This window comes from Parvimonas micra, from assembly GCF_021300775.1.
GTDB lineage: Bacteria > Bacillota > Clostridia > Tissierellales > Peptoniphilaceae > Parvimonas.
This window is the reverse complement of record NZ_JAJTJP010000001.1, coordinates 443,650-464,448: the sequence shown is the minus strand read 5'-3', so window position 1 is coordinate 464,448 and position 20,799 is coordinate 443,650. Positions and strand designations below refer to the sequence as shown.

Annotated in this window: 15 protein-coding genes and 1 other RNA gene; 11 read left to right on the top strand and 5 right to left on the bottom strand. The window is 24.3% G+C overall.

The window, feature by feature from the left end:
• Nucleotides 1-2 precede the first annotated feature (2 nt).
• The 11 genes from rnpB (at nucleotide 3) to efp (ending at nucleotide 13,868) form a co-directional block, all read left to right on the top strand.
• Nucleotides 3-331, top strand: an RNA gene (gene rnpB, locus LW893_RS02300) — RNase P RNA component class A.
• Between the two features lie 59 nt (nucleotides 332-390).
• On the top strand, nucleotides 391-2,493 hold the full coding sequence (rnr, locus tag LW893_RS02295; RefSeq protein WP_233055605.1) for a ribonuclease R: 2,103 nt from the start codon (nucleotides 391-393) through the stop codon (nucleotides 2,491-2,493).
• A gap of 4 nt (nucleotides 2,494-2,497) precedes the next feature.
• The gene (gene smpB, locus LW893_RS02290) at nucleotides 2,498-2,965 is read left to right on the top strand and encodes an SsrA-binding protein SmpB (RefSeq protein ID WP_233055604.1); all 468 of its coding nucleotides are present in this window, start codon (nucleotides 2,498-2,500) and stop codon (nucleotides 2,963-2,965) included.
• 11 nt (nucleotides 2,966-2,976) lie between these two features.
• On the top strand, nucleotides 2,977-4,293 hold the full coding sequence (gene miaB, locus LW893_RS02285; protein WP_399533171.1) for a tRNA (N6-isopentenyl adenosine(37)-C2)-methylthiotransferase MiaB: 1,317 nt from the start codon (nucleotides 2,977-2,979) through the stop codon (nucleotides 4,291-4,293).
• Between the two features lie 11 nt (nucleotides 4,294-4,304).
• Nucleotides 4,305-6,890, top strand: a complete 2,586-nt coding sequence (mutS, locus tag LW893_RS02280; RefSeq protein WP_233055603.1) for a DNA mismatch repair protein MutS — start codon at nucleotides 4,305-4,307, stop codon at nucleotides 6,888-6,890.
• Between the two features lie 13 nt (nucleotides 6,891-6,903).
• Nucleotides 6,904-8,754 (top strand): DNA mismatch repair endonuclease MutL, encoded by a 1,851-nt coding sequence (mutL, locus tag LW893_RS02275; protein WP_233055602.1) that lies wholly within the window; start codon nucleotides 6,904-6,906, stop codon nucleotides 8,752-8,754.
• Between the two features lie 2 nt (nucleotides 8,755-8,756).
• Nucleotides 8,757-9,695 carry a tRNA (adenosine(37)-N6)-dimethylallyltransferase MiaA gene (miaA, locus tag LW893_RS02270; protein ID WP_233055601.1) on the top strand — a complete coding sequence of 313 codons (939 nt, stop codon included), beginning with the start codon at nucleotides 8,757-8,759 and terminating at the stop codon, nucleotides 9,693-9,695.
• Nucleotide 9,696: 1 nt separating this feature from the next.
• Complete coding sequence (locus LW893_RS02265) at nucleotides 9,697-10,977, top strand: aminotransferase class I/II-fold pyridoxal phosphate-dependent enzyme (RefSeq protein WP_233055600.1); 1,281 nt, start codon at nucleotides 9,697-9,699, stop codon at nucleotides 10,975-10,977.
• 203 nt (nucleotides 10,978-11,180) lie between these two features.
• Nucleotides 11,181-11,783 (top strand): endonuclease III, encoded by a 603-nt coding sequence (nth, locus tag LW893_RS02260; RefSeq protein ID WP_233055805.1) that lies wholly within the window; start codon nucleotides 11,181-11,183, stop codon nucleotides 11,781-11,783.
• Between the two features lie 8 nt (nucleotides 11,784-11,791).
• Nucleotides 11,792-13,240, top strand: a complete 1,449-nt coding sequence (locus LW893_RS02255) for a VanW family protein (RefSeq protein ID WP_233055599.1) — start codon at nucleotides 11,792-11,794, stop codon at nucleotides 13,238-13,240.
• Between the two features lie 70 nt (nucleotides 13,241-13,310).
• On the top strand, nucleotides 13,311-13,868 hold the full coding sequence (efp, locus tag LW893_RS02250) for an elongation factor P (protein ID WP_233055598.1): 558 nt from the start codon (nucleotides 13,311-13,313) through the stop codon (nucleotides 13,866-13,868).
• A gap of 44 nt (nucleotides 13,869-13,912) precedes the next feature.
• Here the strand turns inward: efp and LW893_RS02245 are convergent, their stop codons facing one another.
• From LW893_RS02245 to zapA, 5 genes are all read right to left on the bottom strand, one after another.
• Entirely contained in the window at nucleotides 13,913-14,887 is a 975-nt protein-coding gene (locus tag LW893_RS02245; protein ID WP_233055597.1) for a tyrosine recombinase XerC, read from the bottom strand.
• 156 nt (nucleotides 14,888-15,043) lie between these two features.
• Nucleotides 15,044-16,159, bottom strand: a complete 1,116-nt coding sequence (locus LW893_RS02240) for a tetratricopeptide repeat protein (protein ID WP_233055596.1) — start codon at nucleotides 16,157-16,159, stop codon at nucleotides 15,044-15,046.
• A 6-nt stretch (nucleotides 16,160-16,165) separates the two neighbouring features.
• Nucleotides 16,166-17,902: an arginine--tRNA ligase gene (gene argS, locus LW893_RS02235; RefSeq protein ID WP_233055595.1), complete on the bottom strand. Its 1,737-nt coding sequence runs from the start codon at nucleotides 17,900-17,902 to the stop codon at nucleotides 16,166-16,168.
• Nucleotides 17,903-17,911: 9 nt separating this feature from the next.
• Nucleotides 17,912-20,266 (bottom strand): endonuclease MutS2, encoded by a 2,355-nt coding sequence (locus tag LW893_RS02230; RefSeq protein ID WP_233055594.1) that lies wholly within the window; start codon nucleotides 20,264-20,266, stop codon nucleotides 17,912-17,914.
• Nucleotides 20,259-20,789, bottom strand: coding sequence for a cell division protein ZapA (zapA, locus tag LW893_RS02225; protein WP_233055593.1), 531 nt, complete (start codon nucleotides 20,787-20,789; stop codon nucleotides 20,259-20,261). Before zapA ends, LW893_RS02230 begins: the two co-directional genes overlap by 8 nt.
• Between the last annotated feature and the right edge of the window lie 10 nt (nucleotides 20,790-20,799).

Below are 20,799 nucleotides of genomic sequence, written 5' to 3'. Positions count from 1 at the left end.
ATTAAGTAAGACAGACAATCGCGTGATTATTCACGAGGAAAGTCCGTGCACCATAGAGCAGAATGCTGGATAACGTCCAGTGGGGGCGACCCTAAGGCTAGTGCAACAGAGATATACCGCCATTTATGGTAAGGGTGGAAAGGTGAGGTAAGAGCTTACCAGCATATAGGAGACTATATGGCTATGTAAACCCCATTCGGTGCAAGATCAAGATTGAACTTTTGTAGTTGCTCGCTACGTTCATAGGTAGATTGCTTGAACAAATTGGTAACAATTTGTCTAGATAGATGATTGTCAAATACAGAACACGGCTTATAGTTTTGCTTAATATACATAATTTAATATAAGGTATTACCTTATATTTTTTTACTTTTATAAAAGGAGAGTTTAATGGATTTAGAAAAACAAATATTAAATTTTATGAAAAAAAAGAATTATTTTCCGCTAACTAAGGAAGAACTTGCAGTTGCATTAGATATCAATTTTGCTAATTTAAAACATTTTTTTAATATATTAGATTCTCTAATTAAGAGTAAAAAAATATCATGTAATGATTATAAATATAGTATTTATGAAAAAAAGAAATTATTAAAAGGTAAAATTATTTTTACACCAAAAGGAAATGCTTTTTTTGTATCTGATGATGAAATTGATGATATTTTTATTCCCAAAAATGAGCTAAATAACGCAAATCATTGTGATGATGTAGAGATAGAAATAACAAAGGATAAAGAAATAAATAGAAAAGCAGAAGGCAGGGTAGTAAAAGTTCTAAATAGGAATAATAATATAATTATAGGAACTTTCACTGAAAACAAAAATTTTGGATTTGTAGTTCCAGATGACCTTAAATATAACTATGATATTTTTATCAAAAAAGGTGATAAAAATGGCGCTAAAACAGATGACAAAGTAATATGTAAAATTACTGAGTATCCTGACAAAAAGAAAAATCCAGAAGGTGTAATAATTGAAGTTTTAGGAAATAAAAATAATAAAAATGTTCAGATACTTTCTATTTTAGAAGAAATGGGAATTCCATATAAGTTTCCTAATAAATTATATAAAGAATTAGAAGAATTAGAAGTTTTTGATATAAAAAAAGAAATAAAAAATAGAGTAGATTTTAGAAAGTTATTTACTGTTACAATTGACGGTAAAGACTCGAAAGATTTTGATGATGCAATTTCAATTGAAAAAAAAGATAATAATTATATACTTTATGTTCATATTGCAGATGTATCTCATTTTGTAAAAAAAGATAGCAAATTAGATAGAGAAGCCTACAAAAGAGGTAATAGTGTATATTTATTTGATTATGTTGTACCTATGTTACCTGAACTATTATCTAATCAGCTTTGTTCTTTAAATCCAAATACTGATAAACTGGCTATTACTGTTAAAATGACAATAAGTAATTCTGGAATTGTAAAAGATTATAAATTCTACGAGTCAGTTATAAATAGTGATTATAGATTAGTATATGATGATGTATCAATGTTTTTAGATACTAATGCTAATAATAGTAATATTTATAAAGATGATGTTTTAAAAGAAAAACTGCATTTAATGAAAGAATTAGATGAAATACTTACTATTAAAAGAAAAAATAGAGGTACAATAGACTTTGAATTACCAGAGATTGATATATCGTTTAATAAATATGGTGAAGTTGAAAATATATCTAAAAAAACAAATGGTGTAGCTAATAGAATAATAGAATCTTTTATGGTTTGTGCAAATGAAGTTGTTGGCAAACATTTTGGAAATGAAGATATTCCAATAATATATAGACTTCATCCAAAACCAACTGAAGAAAAGCTAGAAATTTTAAAAAATTATTTAAGACATTTAAATATAAATATCCAATCTATTGATCAAATTACACCAAAATTTTTAAGTAATATAATTGAAAAGTTTAAGGACTCTAATAAATCAAGTTTTGTAAACTATACTATCTTACGATCAATGTCAAAAGCACAATATTCTTCAAATATTGATATTCATTTTGGGTTAGCAACTTTTTTATATTGTCATTTTACTTCTCCTATTAGAAGATATGCCGACTTAACTGTTCATAGAACATTAAAAAATTATTTACATGCTAATAATGAGACAACTAAAAATTATTTAGATTATTTAGATATAACTTCTAATCATATCAATGATACAGAGATAATTGCTATAGATGCTGAAAGGAAATTAGAGGATATCAAAAAAGTTGAATTTATGAAAAATAAGATTGGACAAGTTTTTAATGGAATTATTGTTTCGGTAACATCATTTGGAATTTTTGTACAATTAGATAATACAGTTGAAGGTCTTGTTAAATATGAAGATATTGCAGATGATTATTATGAATTTAATGAACAAACTTTGACTGCTGTTGGAAAGAGAAGTAGAAATGTATTTGATATTGGTATGGAAATTGAAATAATTGTAGCGAAAGTTAATGAAATTAGCAATGAAATATATTTTTATTTAAATAGGTGATAAAATGAGAGATAGAACTACTATAAAGACAATTGCTAACAATAAAAAAGCAAGACATGATTACTTTATAGAAAATATTATAGAAGCAGGAATTTCTTTAGCCGGTACAGAGGTTAAAAGTATTAGACAAGGAAAAGTTTCTATTAAGGAAAGTTACTGTTTAATAAAAAAAGCAGAAGTATATATTTATGGAATGAATATAACACCTTATGACCATGGTAATATTTTTAATTTAGAACCTACTAGAGAAAGAAAATTACTATTAAATAAACGAGAAATAAATAAACTTATTGGTCAAACTAAGGAAAAAGGATATTCATTAATACCATTAAATGTTCATATTAAAAATGGTTGGATAAAACTAGATATTGCACTTGCTCGTGGTAAGAAAAATTATGATAAGAGAGATAGTATGCTTGAAAAAGAACACGAAAGAAATATTCAATATGCGTTAAAAAACAAATATAAATAGAGGTGAATTTTTTGAATAAAAAATATACAATTATAACTTATGGATGTCAAATGAATCATCATGATTCAGAAAAAATATCTTACTTACTTGAGAATTTAGGTTATGAAAAAGAAAATGATATAGAAAAATCTGATTTTATTATTTATAATACATGTTTAGTAAGGGAAAATGCAGAATTAAAAGTTTATGGACAATTAGGTGCACTAAAAAATTTAAAAAGAAAAAAGCCTGAGATGATAATTGCTGTTTGTGGTTGTATGATGCAAACGGGAGATGCTAGAGCAACAATAATTTCTAAATATAAACATGTTGATATAATTTTTGGAACAAAAAATATTTCAAGATTGCCTTCTCTAATATCTAGACATAGAAGTACGGGAGAGGTAATTGTAGATATTGAAGAAGAAGATATATTGGATGATGATACTCCAATAAATAGAGAACACCCATTTATTGCATATGTTAATATAATGACAGGATGTAATAATTATTGTACTTTTTGTATAGTTCCATATGCAAGAGGAAAAGAAATTAGTAGAACCCCTGAAAGTATTATTACTGAAATAAAAGAATTAGCTAATAAAGGATATAAAGAAATAACATTATTAGGACAAAATGTTAATTCATATGGAAAAACATTAAGACCAAAAGTTTCATTTCCTGAATTGTTAAAAATGGTAAATGAAGTTGAAGGTATTGAAAGAATAAGATTTTTAACAAGTCATCCAAAAGATTGTTCAGATGAGTTAATAGAAGCAATTGCTAATCTAGATAAAGTTTGTGAAAATATACACTTACCTTTTCAATCAGGAAGTAATAGAATATTAAAAGATATGCATAGAGTTTATACTAGAGAACATTATTTAGATTTAATTAGAAAATTAAAGAAAAAGGTACCTAATATTACACTTTCAACAGATATAATAGTAGGTTTTCCTGGTGAAACTGAAGAAGACTTTAATGATACTTTAAGTTTAGTTGAAAATGTTGAATATGACCAAGGGTTTACCTTTTTATATTCTATAAGAAAAGGTACAAAAGCTGCTGAAATGAATGAACAAATACCTCATGATATTAAGCAAGAAAGATTTCAACGACTTATTGATACCATGTACGATATATTTTACAAAAAAAATAAAGAGTGTGTTGGTAAAACATATGAAGTGTTAGTTGAAGGTATAAGTAAGAATAATTCAGAAATTCTTACTGGAAGAACAAGAGGATATAAATTAGTACATTTTAAAGGTGGAAAGAGAAATATTGGACAGTTAGTCAATGTAAAAATAACTGGACATAATTCATTTGCACTTGAAGGAGAATTAGTTTAGAAGGAGTAATTATGAGTGATTTTACACCAATGATGAAACAATATCTAGAAGTTAAGTCTAATTATAATGATTGTATTATTTTTTATAGGCTTGGTGACTTTTATGAAATGTTTTTTGAAGATGCAAAAGTAGTTTCAAAAATATTAGATTTAGCTTTAACAAAAAGAGATTGCGGCGGCGGAAAAACTGCGCCAATGTGTGGAATTCCTCATCATGTTGTTAAACCTTACTTATATAAGTTAGTATCTGAAGGATTTAAGGTAGCTATATGCGAACAAGTTCAAGATCCAAAAATTGCAAAAGGTATTGTTAAGAGAGAAGTTATTAAACTTGTTACACCAGGTACAATTGATGAATTTGATGAAATATCTGGTAATAAGAATAACTATATAATGAGTATTTATATGGATTCAACTAATTTAAGTATTACTTATTCTGACATTTCTACTAGTGAAATATTTTGTACAAGTATATTTGAAATGAATAGAGATAATTTAATAACAGTTCTTGAAGAAGAAGTAATTCGAATAAACCCATCGGAAGTTATTATTAACTCAAATATATTAAAATCTCTTGAAAAGAGTATAAATAAATTATTTAAAAATCTCAGAATTATGAATACTAAAGTTGATATTGATTTAAATTTTAAATCTTTAATTGATAATAATAAGGAATTTTATAAAGATAATCTTAATAATAAAATTTTACTTTTCTCAGTGGATAATTTTTATAGTTATGTATGTAGATTTAATGTTAAATTAAATGACTTTAAGAATATTAATATATATAAATTAACAGACTATCTTAGAATTGATGCAAATTCAAGAATTAATTTAGAACTTAAAAAAAATAATTTTAGTAACGATATTAATGGATCATTACTATCAGTAATAAATTTTACTAAAACTCCAATGGGATTTAGATTACTAAGTAAATGGTTAGATCAACCACTTGTTGAAATTGAAAAGATAAAAATTAGGCAAGATTTAGTTGAGACTTTAATTTTTAATCCACAATTAAGAAATGATTTAGAAGAAGAATTAAGCAATATTTCTGATATCGAAAGAATAAATTCTAAAATATCTTTTGGAAATTGTAATGCTAGGGATTTAATTCATTTAAAAAATTCTTTATCTGCAGCTCCAAAGATTAAAACTCTATTTTTAAATGGTAACTCTTTATTTTCAAGTTTAGCTTTAAAAATACCTGACACTACTTATATATATAATTTAATTGATTCATCAATACAAGAAGATGTTGGTATACTACTAAAAGAAGGTAATCTAATAAAAATAGGATACGATGAAGAATTAGATAAAATTAGAAATAGTAAAATACAAGGAAAAGAAAAATTAATTAAATATGAGGTTGAACAAAAAATAAATACTGGAATAAAAAATTTAAGATTAATATATAATAAAAAAACAGGCTATTTTTTTGAAGTAACAAAGTCATATCAAAGCTTAGTTCCTGAGTATTTTGAATTAAAGCAAACTCTTACAAATGCAAATAGATACAAAACAGATGAGTTAACTAATATTGAAAATATGATTTTTGGGTCTGAGAGTGTTATTATTGAAAAAGAATATGAAATATTTATATCAATAAGAAATACAATAAAGATGAATATAAAAATATTACAAGAATTATCAGATATTATTTCTTTTATTGATTCAATATTTTCACTTTCAGTTGTTGCATTTAAGTATAATTACTGTAAACCAAATATTAATAAAGATGGAATAATTGAGATAACAAATGGTAGACATCCAGTTATTGAAAATTTTTTAAATTCATCAAACGAATTTATTCCAAATGATTTAATTATAGGACAAAAAAATAATTTAGTACAAATTATTACTGGACCAAATATGAGTGGTAAGTCAACTTATATTAGGCAATTAGCCTTAATTATTATTTTAGCTCAAATTGGTTCATTTGTTCCAGCAGAAAGTGCCAATATTTCTATTGTTGATAAAATCTTTACACGAATAGGAGCTTCTGATAATCTATATAAAGGTGAAAGTACATTTATGGTTGAGATGAAAGAGGTTAATAATATATTAAGACATGCAACAAAAGACAGTTTGATAATATTAGATGAAGTAGGTAGAGGAACTTCAACATTTGATGGGCTTAGTCTTGCATGGGCAATTTTAGAATATATTATAAATAAAATTCATTCAAAAACATTATTTGCTACTCATTATCATGAACTCATAGATTTAGAGCATGTGTTTAATTGTGTAAAAAACAAACACATCCAAGTTATAGAGGATAATGAAAATGATGAAATTGTATTTCTGAGAAAAATAATGGATGGTGGTGCGAATAAAAGTTATGGAATTGCTGTTGCAAAATTAGCAGGTATTCCAATTGAAGTAATTAACCGATCAAAAATTATCTTAGATAGTATTGAAAGAAAAGAGATAGAGATTGAAAAAGATATTTCCAAAAATACAAATATAGATAATTCAATAAATAGTAATAAAATAATAACTAATTTAAATAATATTAATATAGAAAAAATTAGTCCGATGGAAGCTTTTGCAATATTAAATGATTTAATAAATATTTCAAAAAATGAAAATAATTAATTAGGAGAAATTTATGTCTATTAAACTACTATCAGAGGATACAATTCAAAAAATTGCTGCTGGAGAGGTTATAGAAAATCCATACTCTGTAATAAAAGAACTAGTTGAAAATTCAATTGATTCAGGAGCGACTACAATTAAAGTTGAAATTAAAAATGCTGGAAAAAAAGAAATAATGATTTCAGATAATGGTTGCGGAATTGAAGAAAATGAAATTGAACTAGCTTTTACAAAACATGCAACATCAAAATTAAATAATTTTGAAGATATTTATTCAATTCTATCTTTTGGTTTTAGAGGAGAGGCATTAGCTAGTATTTCATCAATCTCAAAGGTAGACATAAATACTAGAACAAAAAATAGTGAGTTTGGTATTCATTGTTTTATAGAAAATACTAAAATTAAAAGAAAAAATAAGATAGGTATGAATTTTGGAACAACTATATATATAAGAGATTTATTTTATAATGTACCTATTAGAAAAAAATTTTTAAAATCAGATGCTTATGAAAGTTCAATTATTACTACTTTAATGAATTCGTTTGCTCTATCGAATCCTAATATATCTTTTAAATATATTAAAGATTCTAAAGTAGTATTTGAAACTACAGGAAAAAATCAACTTAAAGATAATATAAAATATATATTTAAAGATGATTTTTATAAAAATTTAATGGCAGTTGATATAAACGATTCTGACTATAAAATATATGGTTACATTTCAAATAATCATTTTTATAAAGGGAGTAGGAATTGTCAGTATTTATTTGTTAATGGAAGATATATTTTTGATGAAAAGATTCGAAATATAATTGAAAAATCAATATCTACTTTAATACCAAAAGGAAAATTTCCTTCTTTTGTAATATTTATTGAAGTAAATCCGAGTTTAATAGATATTAATGTACACCCTAATAAAAGAAAAATTAAATTTATTTTTGAAGATAAATTATTAAATCTTTTGAATAACAATATTACTGATATTGTATTAAAAAATACAACTAGTGATTTTATATCATTAAAAACGGAACAAAATGATAAAATTTTATATATCAATGATAATATCAAAAAACAACCTGAAGAAAATGATATAGTTGAAACTATTGTTTATGATGAAGACTATAATGATCAAAACATAATAAATAAATTTTCTTATGAAGATTTATTCAAAGTGCAAAATGATGATATAAAAATAATAAATGAACAAGATGATACAGAGAGTTACATCATTGATAATAATACAATTGAACAAACTCCTATTAAAGAACAAATAAAATTAACAAATAATAATGAAAATGATATTAAGAATATAATAGATTATAAAATATTGGGAAAAATATTTGAAAAATATATATTGTTATCAGATTATGATGAATTTATAATTATAGACATTTTAAATGCAAAATATAGATTGTTATATGAAAATTTATTAAATAATTATTATAAGAAAACTATAACTAAACAACTTCTTTTATTTCCAATTATTTTAGAATTAAATGAGTATAAAATGACTATATTTGAAAATATTAAAGATAAACTAGATAATTTAGGTATCGAAGCTGATATGTTTGATGAATATTCAATAGCTATAAGAACAATGCCAACGGAATTAAATGATAATATAGATAAAGAAGATATAAGAGCTATGTTTGATGAATTATTATTGAAAGATAATAGAGTGTTTGATGAGTCATTATATAAAATTGTTTGTAAGAAAAAAATTAATACTAATCTAACAGATTTTGAAGTTAAAGAATTATTGATGAATTTATCTAAAATAAACATAGATATAAATTTTTATGATAAAAAAATCTTAAGAAAAGTTTCTAAGTTAGACTTTGAAAAAATATTTTTTAAGGATTAAATATGAAGAAAAAAATAATTTTTATTGTTGGACCGACATCAGTTGGTAAAACAAAATTAGGTATAGATATTTCGAAAGAATTTTCTGGAGAAATTATTTCATGTGATTCTATGCAGATTTACAAAGAATTTAATATAGGTACAGCTAAGGTTACTTCTGAAGAATCCTGTGGAATTAATCATTATATGATTGATATTCTAGATGGTGATGAAACTTTTAATGTATCAGATTATAAAAATATGGCAGAAAAATACATAGATTATATTTCTAGTAATAATAAAATACCTATTTTTGTTGGAGGGACAGGACTCTATGTAAATTCATTAGTTTATGATTTTAAATTTACAGAAGCAACACAATCAGAAGATTTAAGGAATAAAATAATAAAATTTTACGAAGAAAATGGTTTAGACATACTTTATGATTTGTTATTGTACTTAGATTACTCAAGTAAAGAAAAAATTCATAAAAATAATGTAAAAAGAGTAATTAGAGCAATCGAAGTATGCTTAAGTACAAAAAAAGAATTTTCTAAACAATGTAATGACTATTTTAATAATGCAAAGTATGATTATTTAATAGTAGGATTAACTTTAGATAGAAAAAAATTGTATGATAGAATTAATACTAGAGTTGATATGATGATAAATAATGGATTAGTTGAAGAAGTAACTAGATTATATTATAAATATGGTGAATTTTCGCAACCATTTACTGCTATAGGATATAAAGAATTTATTCCATATTTTTACAACGAAATAACTATTGAAGAGTGTATTAAAAATATAAAACAAAATTCAAGAAAATATGCTAAAAGACAATTTACATGGTTCAATAAAAATAAGAATATTGAATGGATTGATGTAGAAATTGGATATGATAATGTTTTAATTAAATCAATACAATTAATAAAAGAGTTTTTAAATAAAGGAGATATATAAATTGGATAATTACTTGGATACTGATTTTAGATTTGAATCTAAAATAATAGAATTTGTAAATAAATGCAGTGAAGAAATAGAAAAAGATTTTGAAAACTTAAAAATAGTTGAAGAATATAATCAATTAAAAGTTTTAAATGCATTTAAAAAACAAAAATTATCAGCAACAGATTTTTCGTGGACTACAGGATATGGGTATGGAGATTTTGGAAGAGAAAAATTAGAAAGAATATACTGTGATATTTTTAAAGCTAATGATGCAATTGTCAGACAAGAAATAACTTGTGGGACTCATGCAATTTCATTAGCTTTACAAGGAACACTATATCCTGGAGATGAATTTATATATATAACAGGAACACCATATGATACTCTTTTAAAAGTTATAGGTCTAAGTGGCAATGAAAAAGGAACTTTATCTGACTACGGAATAAAGTATGGTAAAGTTGATTTAATAAATAATAAAATAAATATTGAAAAAGTGTTAGAAAAAATAAATTCAAAAACTAAACTTTTAGCAATTCAGAGATCTCCTGGGTATAGTAGTAGACAATGTCTTTCCACATCTGAATTAGAAACAGCTATTAAACGAATTAAAGAAAAGTATCCAAATTTAATTATTATGGTTGATAATTGTTACTGCGAGTTCGTAGAAACTAAGGAACCAATAGAAGTTGGTGCTGATATTGTAGTAGGATCACTGTTAAAAAATTTAGGTGCAGGTATAACTTTAAATGGGGGATACATAGTTTCTAAATCTACAAAATTAATTGAGTCAATATCGAATAGGTTAACTTCTCCTGGTCTTGGTAAACATGTAGGAGTTAGTTTTGGCACAACGAGAGCTATTGTTCAAGGTTTATATTTTGCACCACATGTTGTAAATGAAGCGATTAAAAGTGCAAAACTATTTTCTTATGCATTTGAAAAATTAGGATATGAAACAATTCCTAAATATAACGATAATAGAAGTGATATTATACAAGTAATAACTTTAAAAGATGAAAATAAAGTTATAGATTTTTGCAGATCAATCCAAGAATATTGTTGTGTAGATAGCCATGTAACGCCATATCCGTGGGATATGCCGGGATATTCAGATAAAATAATAATGGCATCTGGTAGTTTTATAGATGGGTCAAGTATTGAACTAAGTGCTGATGGTCCTTTAAGAGAACCATTTAATGTATACTATCAAGGTGGACTTAATTATTATCAGGCAAAAATTGCATTAATTAATGTTTTAAATACTTTTAATAGAAAAAAATATATATCTATTTAATATATAAATAATTAGATATATTTAGTTATATTATTAAAAAATGTGGTATAATATTTATAGTTTTATGCTTTACGGAATAAGAAATAAATTTAGTATTATATAGTATTTTACTTAATTTATAATTTTTAACTAAATAAACAGTCTTGTAATTGATTGGAGTGAAGAATTTGAAATGTTTATCCAAAGAAAAAATAAACATTGTAATGGAAAAATTAGAAAATTTATATCCTGATGCAAAACCAGAGTTAAATTTTTCTAATAGTTTTGAACTATTAATAGCGACTATTTTGTCTGCACAATGCACGGATGTTAGAGTTAATAAAGTTACTAAAGAGTTATTTAAAGATTTTAAAACTCCTGAGGACTTTTTGAGTCTAACAATTGATGATTTATCTAAATATATACATAGTTGTGGTTTTTATAACTCAAAAAGTAAGAATATATTAGAAACATGTAAAATTTTAGTTGATAAATATGAGTCTAAAGTTCCATATGATATGGATTCTTTAACAAAATTACCAGGAGTTGGAAGAAAAACTGCAAATGTTGTGAGGTCTTGTGCTTTTAATATTCCATCTTTAGCTGTAGATACTCATGTATTTAGAGTTACTAATAGAATTGGAATAATTCAAGAGGATAATGTGTTAGACTCAGAATTTTCATTAATGAAAAAGTTAAAAAAAAGTTCGTGGAATAAAGCGCATCATTTATTTATTTTTCATGGTAGAAGATTATGTAAATCAAGAAAACCATGTTGTGAAAAGTGTATTATTAACACTGAATGTTTATATTATAAAAATTTATAGGAGGATTAATGAGAAAATATCTAAAAGTATCTGGTATTGTTACAGCAGTACTAGCAGTAGTAATTATTTGTTGTATTAGTGGTTATTTTCTATTTTTCAGAAAACCATTAAGTAGTGCATCTGGTGAGACTAAAAATTTGAATAAAGAAGAACTTTTGGCATATGATAAATTTTTTGAAGGAATATATATTAATGGAATTGACTTAAAAGATTTAACAAAAGAAGAAGCTATAAAAAAAGTAAAGGATAGTATAAATATAGGTGACGATATTATACTAAGCTTTAATGATTATACAAAAAAAATAGCACTTAAAGATATAAATTTTTCATATAATTATGAAGATGTCATTAATGAAGCATTTAATATTGGAAGACAAGGGACAGATGATGAAAGGATAAATACATTAAAAGAATTATTGAAAAATCCTAGAAAATTTGAACTCAAAACTACTTTTGATGCTACTAAATTAAATGAAATAATAAAAGAAATCTCAGAAAAATTAAACTCCGATCCTGTAGACGAGAAATTTGGCTTTGCATCAGAAAAAATATCTGTTATTGATGGAAAAACTGGAATTAAGGTTGATGAAGATAAAATACTAGATATTTTTAAAAATGTACCATCAAGTTCTAACATTGAAATTCCAATAATTTCATCAGATTATAAAAGAATAGATAAAAATTTGTTATCATCAATAAAAGGAGTTATAGGAGAGTCAACTACTAAATTCGATAATCAGCCTAATAGAAATACAAATATAAAAATTTCTGCTGATAAAGTAAATGAATATGTTGTAAATCCTGGTGAAACTTTTTCTTTTTCAAAAGTTATTGGAGAAGTAACTAAAAGTGCAGGTTACAAACCAGCTGGAACATTTCTTAATAATAAAATTGTTGATTCAATTGGTGGTGGAATTTGTCAAGTTACATCTACATTATATCAAGCTTTAGTAAAAGCGGATTTGAAAATTGTTGAAAGAAATCAACATTCTATGAGAGTTCCATACTGTACTATAGGATTAGACGCTATGTTTTATGAAGGTCAAAGTGATTTAAAATTTCAAAATACTTTTGATTTTCCTGTAGTTATAACAAGTTATGTATCAAATGGGGAATTAACTTTTAAAATTTTAGGAGATACAGATAAGAAAAATTATAACATTAAATTATTTACAACTGACGTTTCTACAATTAGAATGCCAGTAGAAGAAATACCAGATCCAACTTTACCTGAAGGGAAAAAAGTTGTAGTTGAAAAAGGATTCCCAGGATATAGAGGTTCCTCATACAAGCAAAAAGATGGTGAAAGTCCTGTCTTATTAAATAGTGACTATTATCAGCCAAAAAAACAAATAGTAAAAGTTGGTACAAAAAAGGCAACTACTGAAGAACCAGCAAAAAATGAAAAAGATAAGGATAAGGAAAAAGATAAAGATAAAGGTAATAAAAATGATTAATATATAGATATTTTTAATATAATATGTTATAATATCTTTTGAATTATTTATAAATTTAGGAGGAAAATTAATGATATCAGCTGGAGATTTTAGAAAAGGCACAACATTTGAAATGGATGGAGATGTTTACCAAATTATAGATTTTCAACATGTAAAACCTGGAAAAGGTGCTGCGTTTGTTAGGACAAAAATTAAGTCAGTAAAAAATGGCGGTTCAAGAGAAATGACTTTTAATCCAAATGATAAATATGAAATTGCTAAGATTGAAACTAAAGAAATGCAATATTTATATTCTGATGGTGAACTATATTACTTTATGGATACAGAAACTTATGAACAGTTACCATTAAATTTTGATGTTGTTGAAGACGCGCTTTTATATTTAAGAGAGAATGATAATGCGACTATAAGATTTCATGATGGAAAGGCATTTCAAGTTAATGCTCCAAACTTCGTAGAATTAGAAGTTGTTGAAACTGAACCTGGTGTTAAAGGTGATTCAGCAACTGGAGCTAACAAACCGGCTAAGGTAGAAACTGGTGCTGTTGTTACTGTTCCGTTATTCATTAATAATGGAGATAAAATTAAAATTGATACTAGAACTAATGAATATTTATCAAGAGTTTAATAGAAAAAAGACAAGTTATAAAACTTGTCTTTTTTTATTAAAATTTATATTTTTAGTTTTGAAATAGGATTTTTAGAAATTCCTTTCTTAATGTCATCATCATCTAAATGAGTGTATATTTGCGTGGTAGCAACACTTGTATGACCTAAAATACTTTGAATTGTTCTTATATCTACGTCTCCGTATTTATACATTAAGGTAGCAGCAGTATGCCTAAGTTTGTGCGGTGTATAGATGTTAGGATCTAACCCTGCTAATTGTATATATTTTTTTAACCTTATTTGAATTGATCTATTTGAAATTCTTTTCTTATGTGAACTAATAAATAGTGCAGTTGTATCTGGAGTTATAGGTCTTAATTTTAAATAGCATTTAATAGCATAAAGACAGTTTTCGTTTAAAAAAACAGTACGTTCTTTATTTCCTTTTCCTATAACATTTAATTTATCATCTTTAATAGACTCAATATTAATACCTGTTAGTTCAGATATTCTTAAACCACATGTTAAAAAAATTAATATAATACATAAATCTCTAGCTCTATTAAATTCGTTTTCTTCTAACTTTATTGCATTTATTACTTTTTCTGATTCTGATAAGGTTAAATAAACAGGATTTCTTTTTTGTAATTTAGGTAATTCTAACTTTTCGGAAGGGTTTTTATCAATTAATTCAACAGTATTATGAAGATATTTAAACCAAGACTTAATTGCAGAAATTTTTCTTGCTTTTGTTTTTGTCGAATCGTTATAATAAGAATCACAATAGGATATGTATGCGTGTAAATCTGTAATATCTATATCTAAAATATCTCGTTTATTAATTGATAATATTGAAACTTCATTTATATCAGAATTTAAATTATAACCAAATAATTTTTTTCGCATAATTATGAATTTTAAAAACCTTTTTAAGTCATAATAATATTCTTTAACAGTTAAATTAGAACGACCTTTAATTGTTAGTAAATAATTTAAATAATCATCTAAAATTACTGGGCAATCATCAAAATGAATCATTAAATCCTCCTAAATATTTTTACAATATTTTTTTCGCAAAACTATAATTTTGCGAAAATAAAAAAAGCTAAAATAAAGAAGAGATTGTTATTTAACCTCTACTCTATTTATATATAGATTATATTATATTTTTAATTATTAGTCAAGATTTTTTAACTAAAAATCTAACTCTTCCTTATACAGTTCTTTCAAATAAAATACATCATTCATTATAGAGTTATCTATATCTTCATACAACAGTAACTTATCTATGTCATCCTTTGCATTTTTAAATTTTTTTAATTTTAACTCTATTACTATCTTATTAAAGAGCAATTTTTCATCATCAATATATACAGATAGTCCTTTTTCGAAAATTTTAAGCGATTTTTCAATTTTATTCGACTTGTAATATAATAACCCTAATTCTAAAAAAATATTTAAAAAATCGGCATTTAAATCCAATGCTTTTTCATAATAGTAAATAGATTTATCAATTTCATTTAATTTATTATAAATATATCCAATCCAATAGAGATCTTCCTTATCAAGATTTAATTTATCTATGGAATCTAAAATTTTATAACAATCATTATACTTAAATCTATCAACTAGTTGTAATAATTCTTCAATTTTGATTTTATTACTAATTTCTTCAATTTTGTTATTGATAATATTATCAATTTTGAAATTAGTGTTAGTAATAGATTTCTTATAATATAAACTTGCTTTTATATAAAATTTTTCCTTAACGTATAAATCACCATATAACATATTAATTAATGAATCATTTTCAATATTTCTACTTAAATCTGATAATAATATTTTTATTTCGTTTAAAAACATATTTTGATAAGTATTATCATAATCTATTATTGATAATAAGAATCTAACATAAATTTTTCTTATAAAATCATCATATATCTCTAAATTTAGCAGTCCTCTTATAATTAATAAGTTGTATATAATACTATCCAAATTATTGCTATTAAATCCAATTTTAGATTTAACAAATTCTAATAAGTTAATGTTTTTTGATTTGATAAAATTATTAAGTACTGTTATATTACTAAATTTAGAATCAATACCATTTAATAATAAAATCCCTTCAAAAAAATATTCTAAATTAATATTTTCATTAAAATTATTATTCTTAATATTGTCTATTAAAACATTAGAGTTAATTGGAATATCAATATTTTCATATATTTTACCGTTAATATCTATTTTTTTTACTGTTAGAAAATATATTCTCTCAGAAAATTTAATAAAATAATTGTATAAATTATCCATAGTCACCTACATTTTTTTGGGTGTATCCATACCTAGAAGACCTAAACCTATTTCTATTAATATCCTTGAACAATAAGTAAGTACTAAACGAAACTCTTTAATATTCTCTTCTTGATTATTTATAGGACAAGAATTATAAAACTTATTAAACAACTTTGCTACTTCAGTTATATACCTAGCAAGTATAGAAGGCTCATATTTTTTTGCAGAATCTAATAATATATCTTCAAATTTATATATAGACTTTACCAAAGCTAATTCATCCACATTCATTTCGTAATTAGAAAATTTCGAAATATCAATATTATTAATTTTTGAGTAAAAATCATTTTTTTCTAAAATACTATAGGCTCTTGCAGCTGAATATTGAACATACGGGCCAGTTTCTCCTTCAAAATTAAGAACATTATTCCAGTCAAAAGAATAATCTTTAATTCTTGTATTAAATAATTCTTGGAATATTACAGCTCCAATACCAACTTCTTTAGCAACAATTTCTTTATTTTCTAATGTATTATTTCTTTCGTTTATAATTTCTAATGTTTTTTCTACACTCTTTTCTAGTACGTCATTTAAGAATATTACATTACCTTCCCTTGTACTAAGTTTTGCAGAAGTTCCTAAAAAATCATCTTTTACACTTACCATTCCAAAGGATACATGTATACAATCATTAGCCCATTCATATCCCATTTCTTTAAGAACAGCGATTAATTGTTCAAAATGTAATTTTTGTTGAGTTGCAACAACATAAATATTTTTACTAAAATTATAATCTTTTTTTCTTGTTAAAGCGGTTGCTATATCTCTTGTGATATATGTACTTGAAGAATTACTCTTTAAAATTAAAGCTGGTGGTAGGTTATATTTATCTAGATTTACTATTTTACATCCATCACTTTCAGTTAATAAGTTTTTCTCTTCAAGTTCTTTAACAACATCATTAATAAATTGAGAGTGATATGCCTCACCTCTATAGGAATCAAATTCAACTTTTAATTTATCATATACTTTTTGAAATTCCAATAAACTTATATCTTTAAACCAATTCCAAAGCTTGACAGATTCTTCATCACCATTTTCTAGTCTATTAAAATAATTTCTAGCAGTTTCTAACATATTTTCATCTGTCTTGCATAGATTATTGAAGTCAACGTATAATTTTAGTAATTGATTAATAGGATCTGCATTAATTTGATCATCATTTCCCCATAACTTATATGCTGCAATTATTTTACCAAATTGAGTTCCATAATCTCCAAGATGGTTTACTCCAATTGTATTATAGCCTAAAAATTTATAAATATTCTTTATAACATTTCCTATTAGGGTACTTCTAATATGACCAATATGAAATGGCTTAGCTATATTAGTTGATGAATAGTCAATGACAATAGTTTTGTCTAAATTATTTTTTGAAGAACCATAATCATATTTCCTTAAAATCATTTCAGAAATAACGTTACTAAAGTATTCTGTTGGTTTTATAAAAAAATTAATATATGGTCCAACATTGCTTATTTTAAAGAAAACACTATCTTCAATATTGATTCTATTAACTAATTCTTGTGCTATAATATTTGGTGCCTTTCTTAGCTCTTTTGATAATTTAAAACAAGGAAAAGAATAGTCTCCCATTTCTGGATTTGGGGGAGTTTCTATTAATTCTTTAATTTCATCTTTACTTAAATTTATATCTAAGTTAAAAATAGTATCTACTACTATATCTTTAAATTTTATCATAATTTACTCCTATTTTAATTTTACAACTGTAGCACCATCGCCACCTTCATTTAACTTTCCAAAGCTAAATGATTTAACTAATTTATGTTTTTTTAAGAAATCTGTTATGTTATTTCTTAAAATACCAGTTCCTTTTCCATGAACTATTGTTACCTCATTTAAATTTGCAATGAAAGAATCATCTAAAAATTTATCAATTTCATAGATTGCATCTTCTGTATTATAACCTCTAACATCAATCTTGTTACTATACAATTTATCACTTTTTATAAATGTAGATTTTGAATAAGAAGTTTTCTCTTTAGATTTATCAATAATATTTTCTATTCTTATAATATCATTTATACTAGCGTTTACTTTTAAAATTCCTATTTTAACCTGAACATTTCCGTTTTTATCAGGTAAAGTTTGAATAAAACCATTTTCATTTAAACTTAGAACTTTAACTTCTTCTCCTAACATTAAAGGTTCATTAGATATATTAGAATTAATATCATTTTTAATAGATTTATTATGATTTATTTTTTCAATTTTCTCCAATATTTCTTCTGAAATTTTCTTTAATTTGTGAGATTGTTCTTTTGATCTAGCTTTATTTATATGATTAATAGTTTCTCTACAGAATTTATCAGTTTCATTAATAGAATTTTCAATATATTCTTCTAATTTTTTTATTCTTTTTTCTTTTTGACTATTAAATTTTTCAAGTTTGTTTTCGTATTCTTGCTTAATTTTTTTATTAAAATTTAATAATTCTCTTTGTTCTATAATAAGCTCTTCATATTCTTTACGTCTATTATCAACATTACTAACTAATTTATCAAAAGATAAATCATTATTAGAAATAAATTTTTTTGCATTAATTATAAAGCTATCATCAAGCCCTAATTTTTTTGAAATTTCAAATGCATTTGATTTTCCAGAAATTCCAATTATTAATTTATAAGTAGGCTCTAATTTTTCTACATTAAATTCCATTGCTCCATTTTGAACATTTTCAGTTGACATAGCATACATTTTTAATTGACTATAATGTGTTGTTGCTATTGTCCTGATATTTTTTTCTAAGAAATAATTTAATATAGAAATAGATAGACCTGATCCTTCCTCTGGATCTGTTCCTGATCCTAGTTCATCAAAAAGAATTAGAGAATTAGTCTTAGCGTTATTTATTATATCTATTATATTTTTCATATGGGAAGAGAAAGTACTTAAAGATTGTTCAATACTTTGTTCATCTCCTATATCTGCAAATATCTCATCAAAAATAGCTACTTCAGAATTATCAAAACAAGGAATCATTAAGCCAAATTGTGTCATTAATGTTAAAATACCAACAGTTTTTAAAGTAACAGTTTTTCCACCGGTATTAGGTCCAGTAATTACTAAAGTGTTGAAACTATTTCCAAGAGATATATCAATAGGAACAACCTTATCTTTATCGATAAGAGGATGTTTTGCTGACTTTAAAGAAATAATACCATTATCATTAATAATCGGCTTTATAGCTTCCATATCATATGCTAATTTACCTCTAGCAAAAATAAAATCAATGCTTGAAATAATTGATAAATTAGTAATTAATTGTGGTAGAATTTCATAAATTCTCTTTGAAAATTCTCTTAAAATTCTTTCGATTTCTTTTTCTTCTTCTATTTCTAATTTTTTTAAATCATTATTTAAGTCAATTACAAACATTGGTTCTATGAAGACTGTTTGACCTGATGAAGATTGATCATGAACAATACCTTTAAAAGAATTTTTAAATTCACTTCTAACTGGTACTACATATCTACCATCTCTTAATGTATATATATTATCCATTAATTTATCTGATGTTGAAATTAGTTGATTTAATCTATCTCTAATTAAGTCATTTTTGGACTTAATCATCCTTCTAATTCTTTTTAATTCATGACTTGCTTCATCTGAAATTTCTTCAGCTGAAATTATAGAAACTTCTAAATCTCTTTCTAATTGAGCATAAATATTTAATGAATTTAACAAGGAATAAATATTATTATACTCTATTGATTCTTCTTCTGTAATTATATTCTTTAAAGACTTTGATGTATTAAGAAGTTTCCAAACTTCTAGAAGTTTTTTTGGTAATAAAAAGTGACCTAGCTCAATAAGTTTAAAGTCTTCATCTAAGTTATCTATATTAGAAATACCTGGTAACCTATGTTTTATAATAAATCTATAAGCTTCATCAGTTTCATCTAATAATTTTTGAACTTCTGATAATTCTTTAGAAATATGCGAATTTTTTATAACATTTTTTCCTATTATACTTTGAGAACGATCTAATAACATATTTATAATTTTATAAAATTCTAAAGTTTTAAGTACTTTATTATTCATTATTATTCATTATCTCCATTTTTTTTATTTTGTTAATATATTCATTCTTTAATTTTAGAATTTCATTTTGTAATTCTATTATTATTTCATTTTTTTGTTTTAATTGATAAAAATGTTCGTAAGATAATTTTTCTAAATTTTCATATCTTTTTTCAACGGAACTTATTGTTTTCGTTAATATATTATTTTTATCATTTAATTCATTAATTGTTTCTTTTAATTCTTCATTTTCTTTTTCTATTTTTTGATTATTCTTTAAGAATTCTTCTTGTTTTTTTATAGGAAATTCACTATCTTCACTTAATAAGTTAATCTCTTTCTTTAAATCAAAATAATCACTTGAGATGTTTAAAGCAACTAAAGTAGCAGCCATAGTAGAATTTAATAAGTAGTTGTGAGATGTAATTTTTTTTATTTCCTCATCAACAAAATTTGCAATCTCTTCTACTTCAGCTCTAGTTTTTTCACCAATAATTGTATAAACAGTCCCCGCGATATTAACTTTAATCTTGTTAGTATCCATAATATTCTCC

What these genes read in the sequence shown, in the direction of transcription:
- smpB (WP_233055604.1), top strand. Translation starts at nt 2,498, where the DNA reads ATGAGAGATAGAACTACTATAAAGACAATTGCTAACAATAAAAAAGCA.
- argS (WP_233055595.1), bottom strand. Translation starts at nt 17,902, where the DNA reads ATGATAAAATTTAAAGATATAGTAGTAGATACTATTTTTAACTTAGAT.
- LW893_RS02245 (WP_233055597.1), bottom strand. Translation starts at nt 14,887, where the DNA reads ATGATTCATTTTGATGATTGCCCAGTAATTTTAGATGATTATTTAAAT.
- rnr (WP_233055605.1), top strand. Translation starts at nt 391, where the DNA reads ATGGATTTAGAAAAACAAATATTAAATTTTATGAAAAAAAAGAATTAT.
- nth (WP_233055805.1), top strand. Translation starts at nt 11,181, where the DNA reads ATGGAAAAATTAGAAAATTTATATCCTGATGCAAAACCAGAGTTAAAT.
- LW893_RS02230 (WP_233055594.1), bottom strand. Translation starts at nt 20,266, where the DNA reads ATGAATAATAAAGTACTTAAAACTTTAGAATTTTATAAAATTATAAAT.
- mutL (WP_233055602.1), top strand. Translation starts at nt 6,904, where the DNA reads ATGTCTATTAAACTACTATCAGAGGATACAATTCAAAAAATTGCTGCT.
- mutS (WP_233055603.1), top strand. Translation starts at nt 4,305, where the DNA reads ATGAGTGATTTTACACCAATGATGAAACAATATCTAGAAGTTAAGTCT.
- LW893_RS02240 (WP_233055596.1), bottom strand. Translation starts at nt 16,159, where the DNA reads ATGGATAATTTATACAATTATTTTATTAAATTTTCTGAGAGAATATAT.
- efp (WP_233055598.1), top strand. Translation starts at nt 13,311, where the DNA reads ATGATATCAGCTGGAGATTTTAGAAAAGGCACAACATTTGAAATGGAT.
- zapA (WP_233055593.1), bottom strand. Translation starts at nt 20,789, where the DNA reads ATGGATACTAACAAGATTAAAGTTAATATCGCGGGGACTGTTTATACA.
- miaA (WP_233055601.1), top strand. Translation starts at nt 8,757, where the DNA reads ATGAAGAAAAAAATAATTTTTATTGTTGGACCGACATCAGTTGGTAAA.
- LW893_RS02255 (WP_233055599.1), top strand. Translation starts at nt 11,792, where the DNA reads ATGAGAAAATATCTAAAAGTATCTGGTATTGTTACAGCAGTACTAGCA.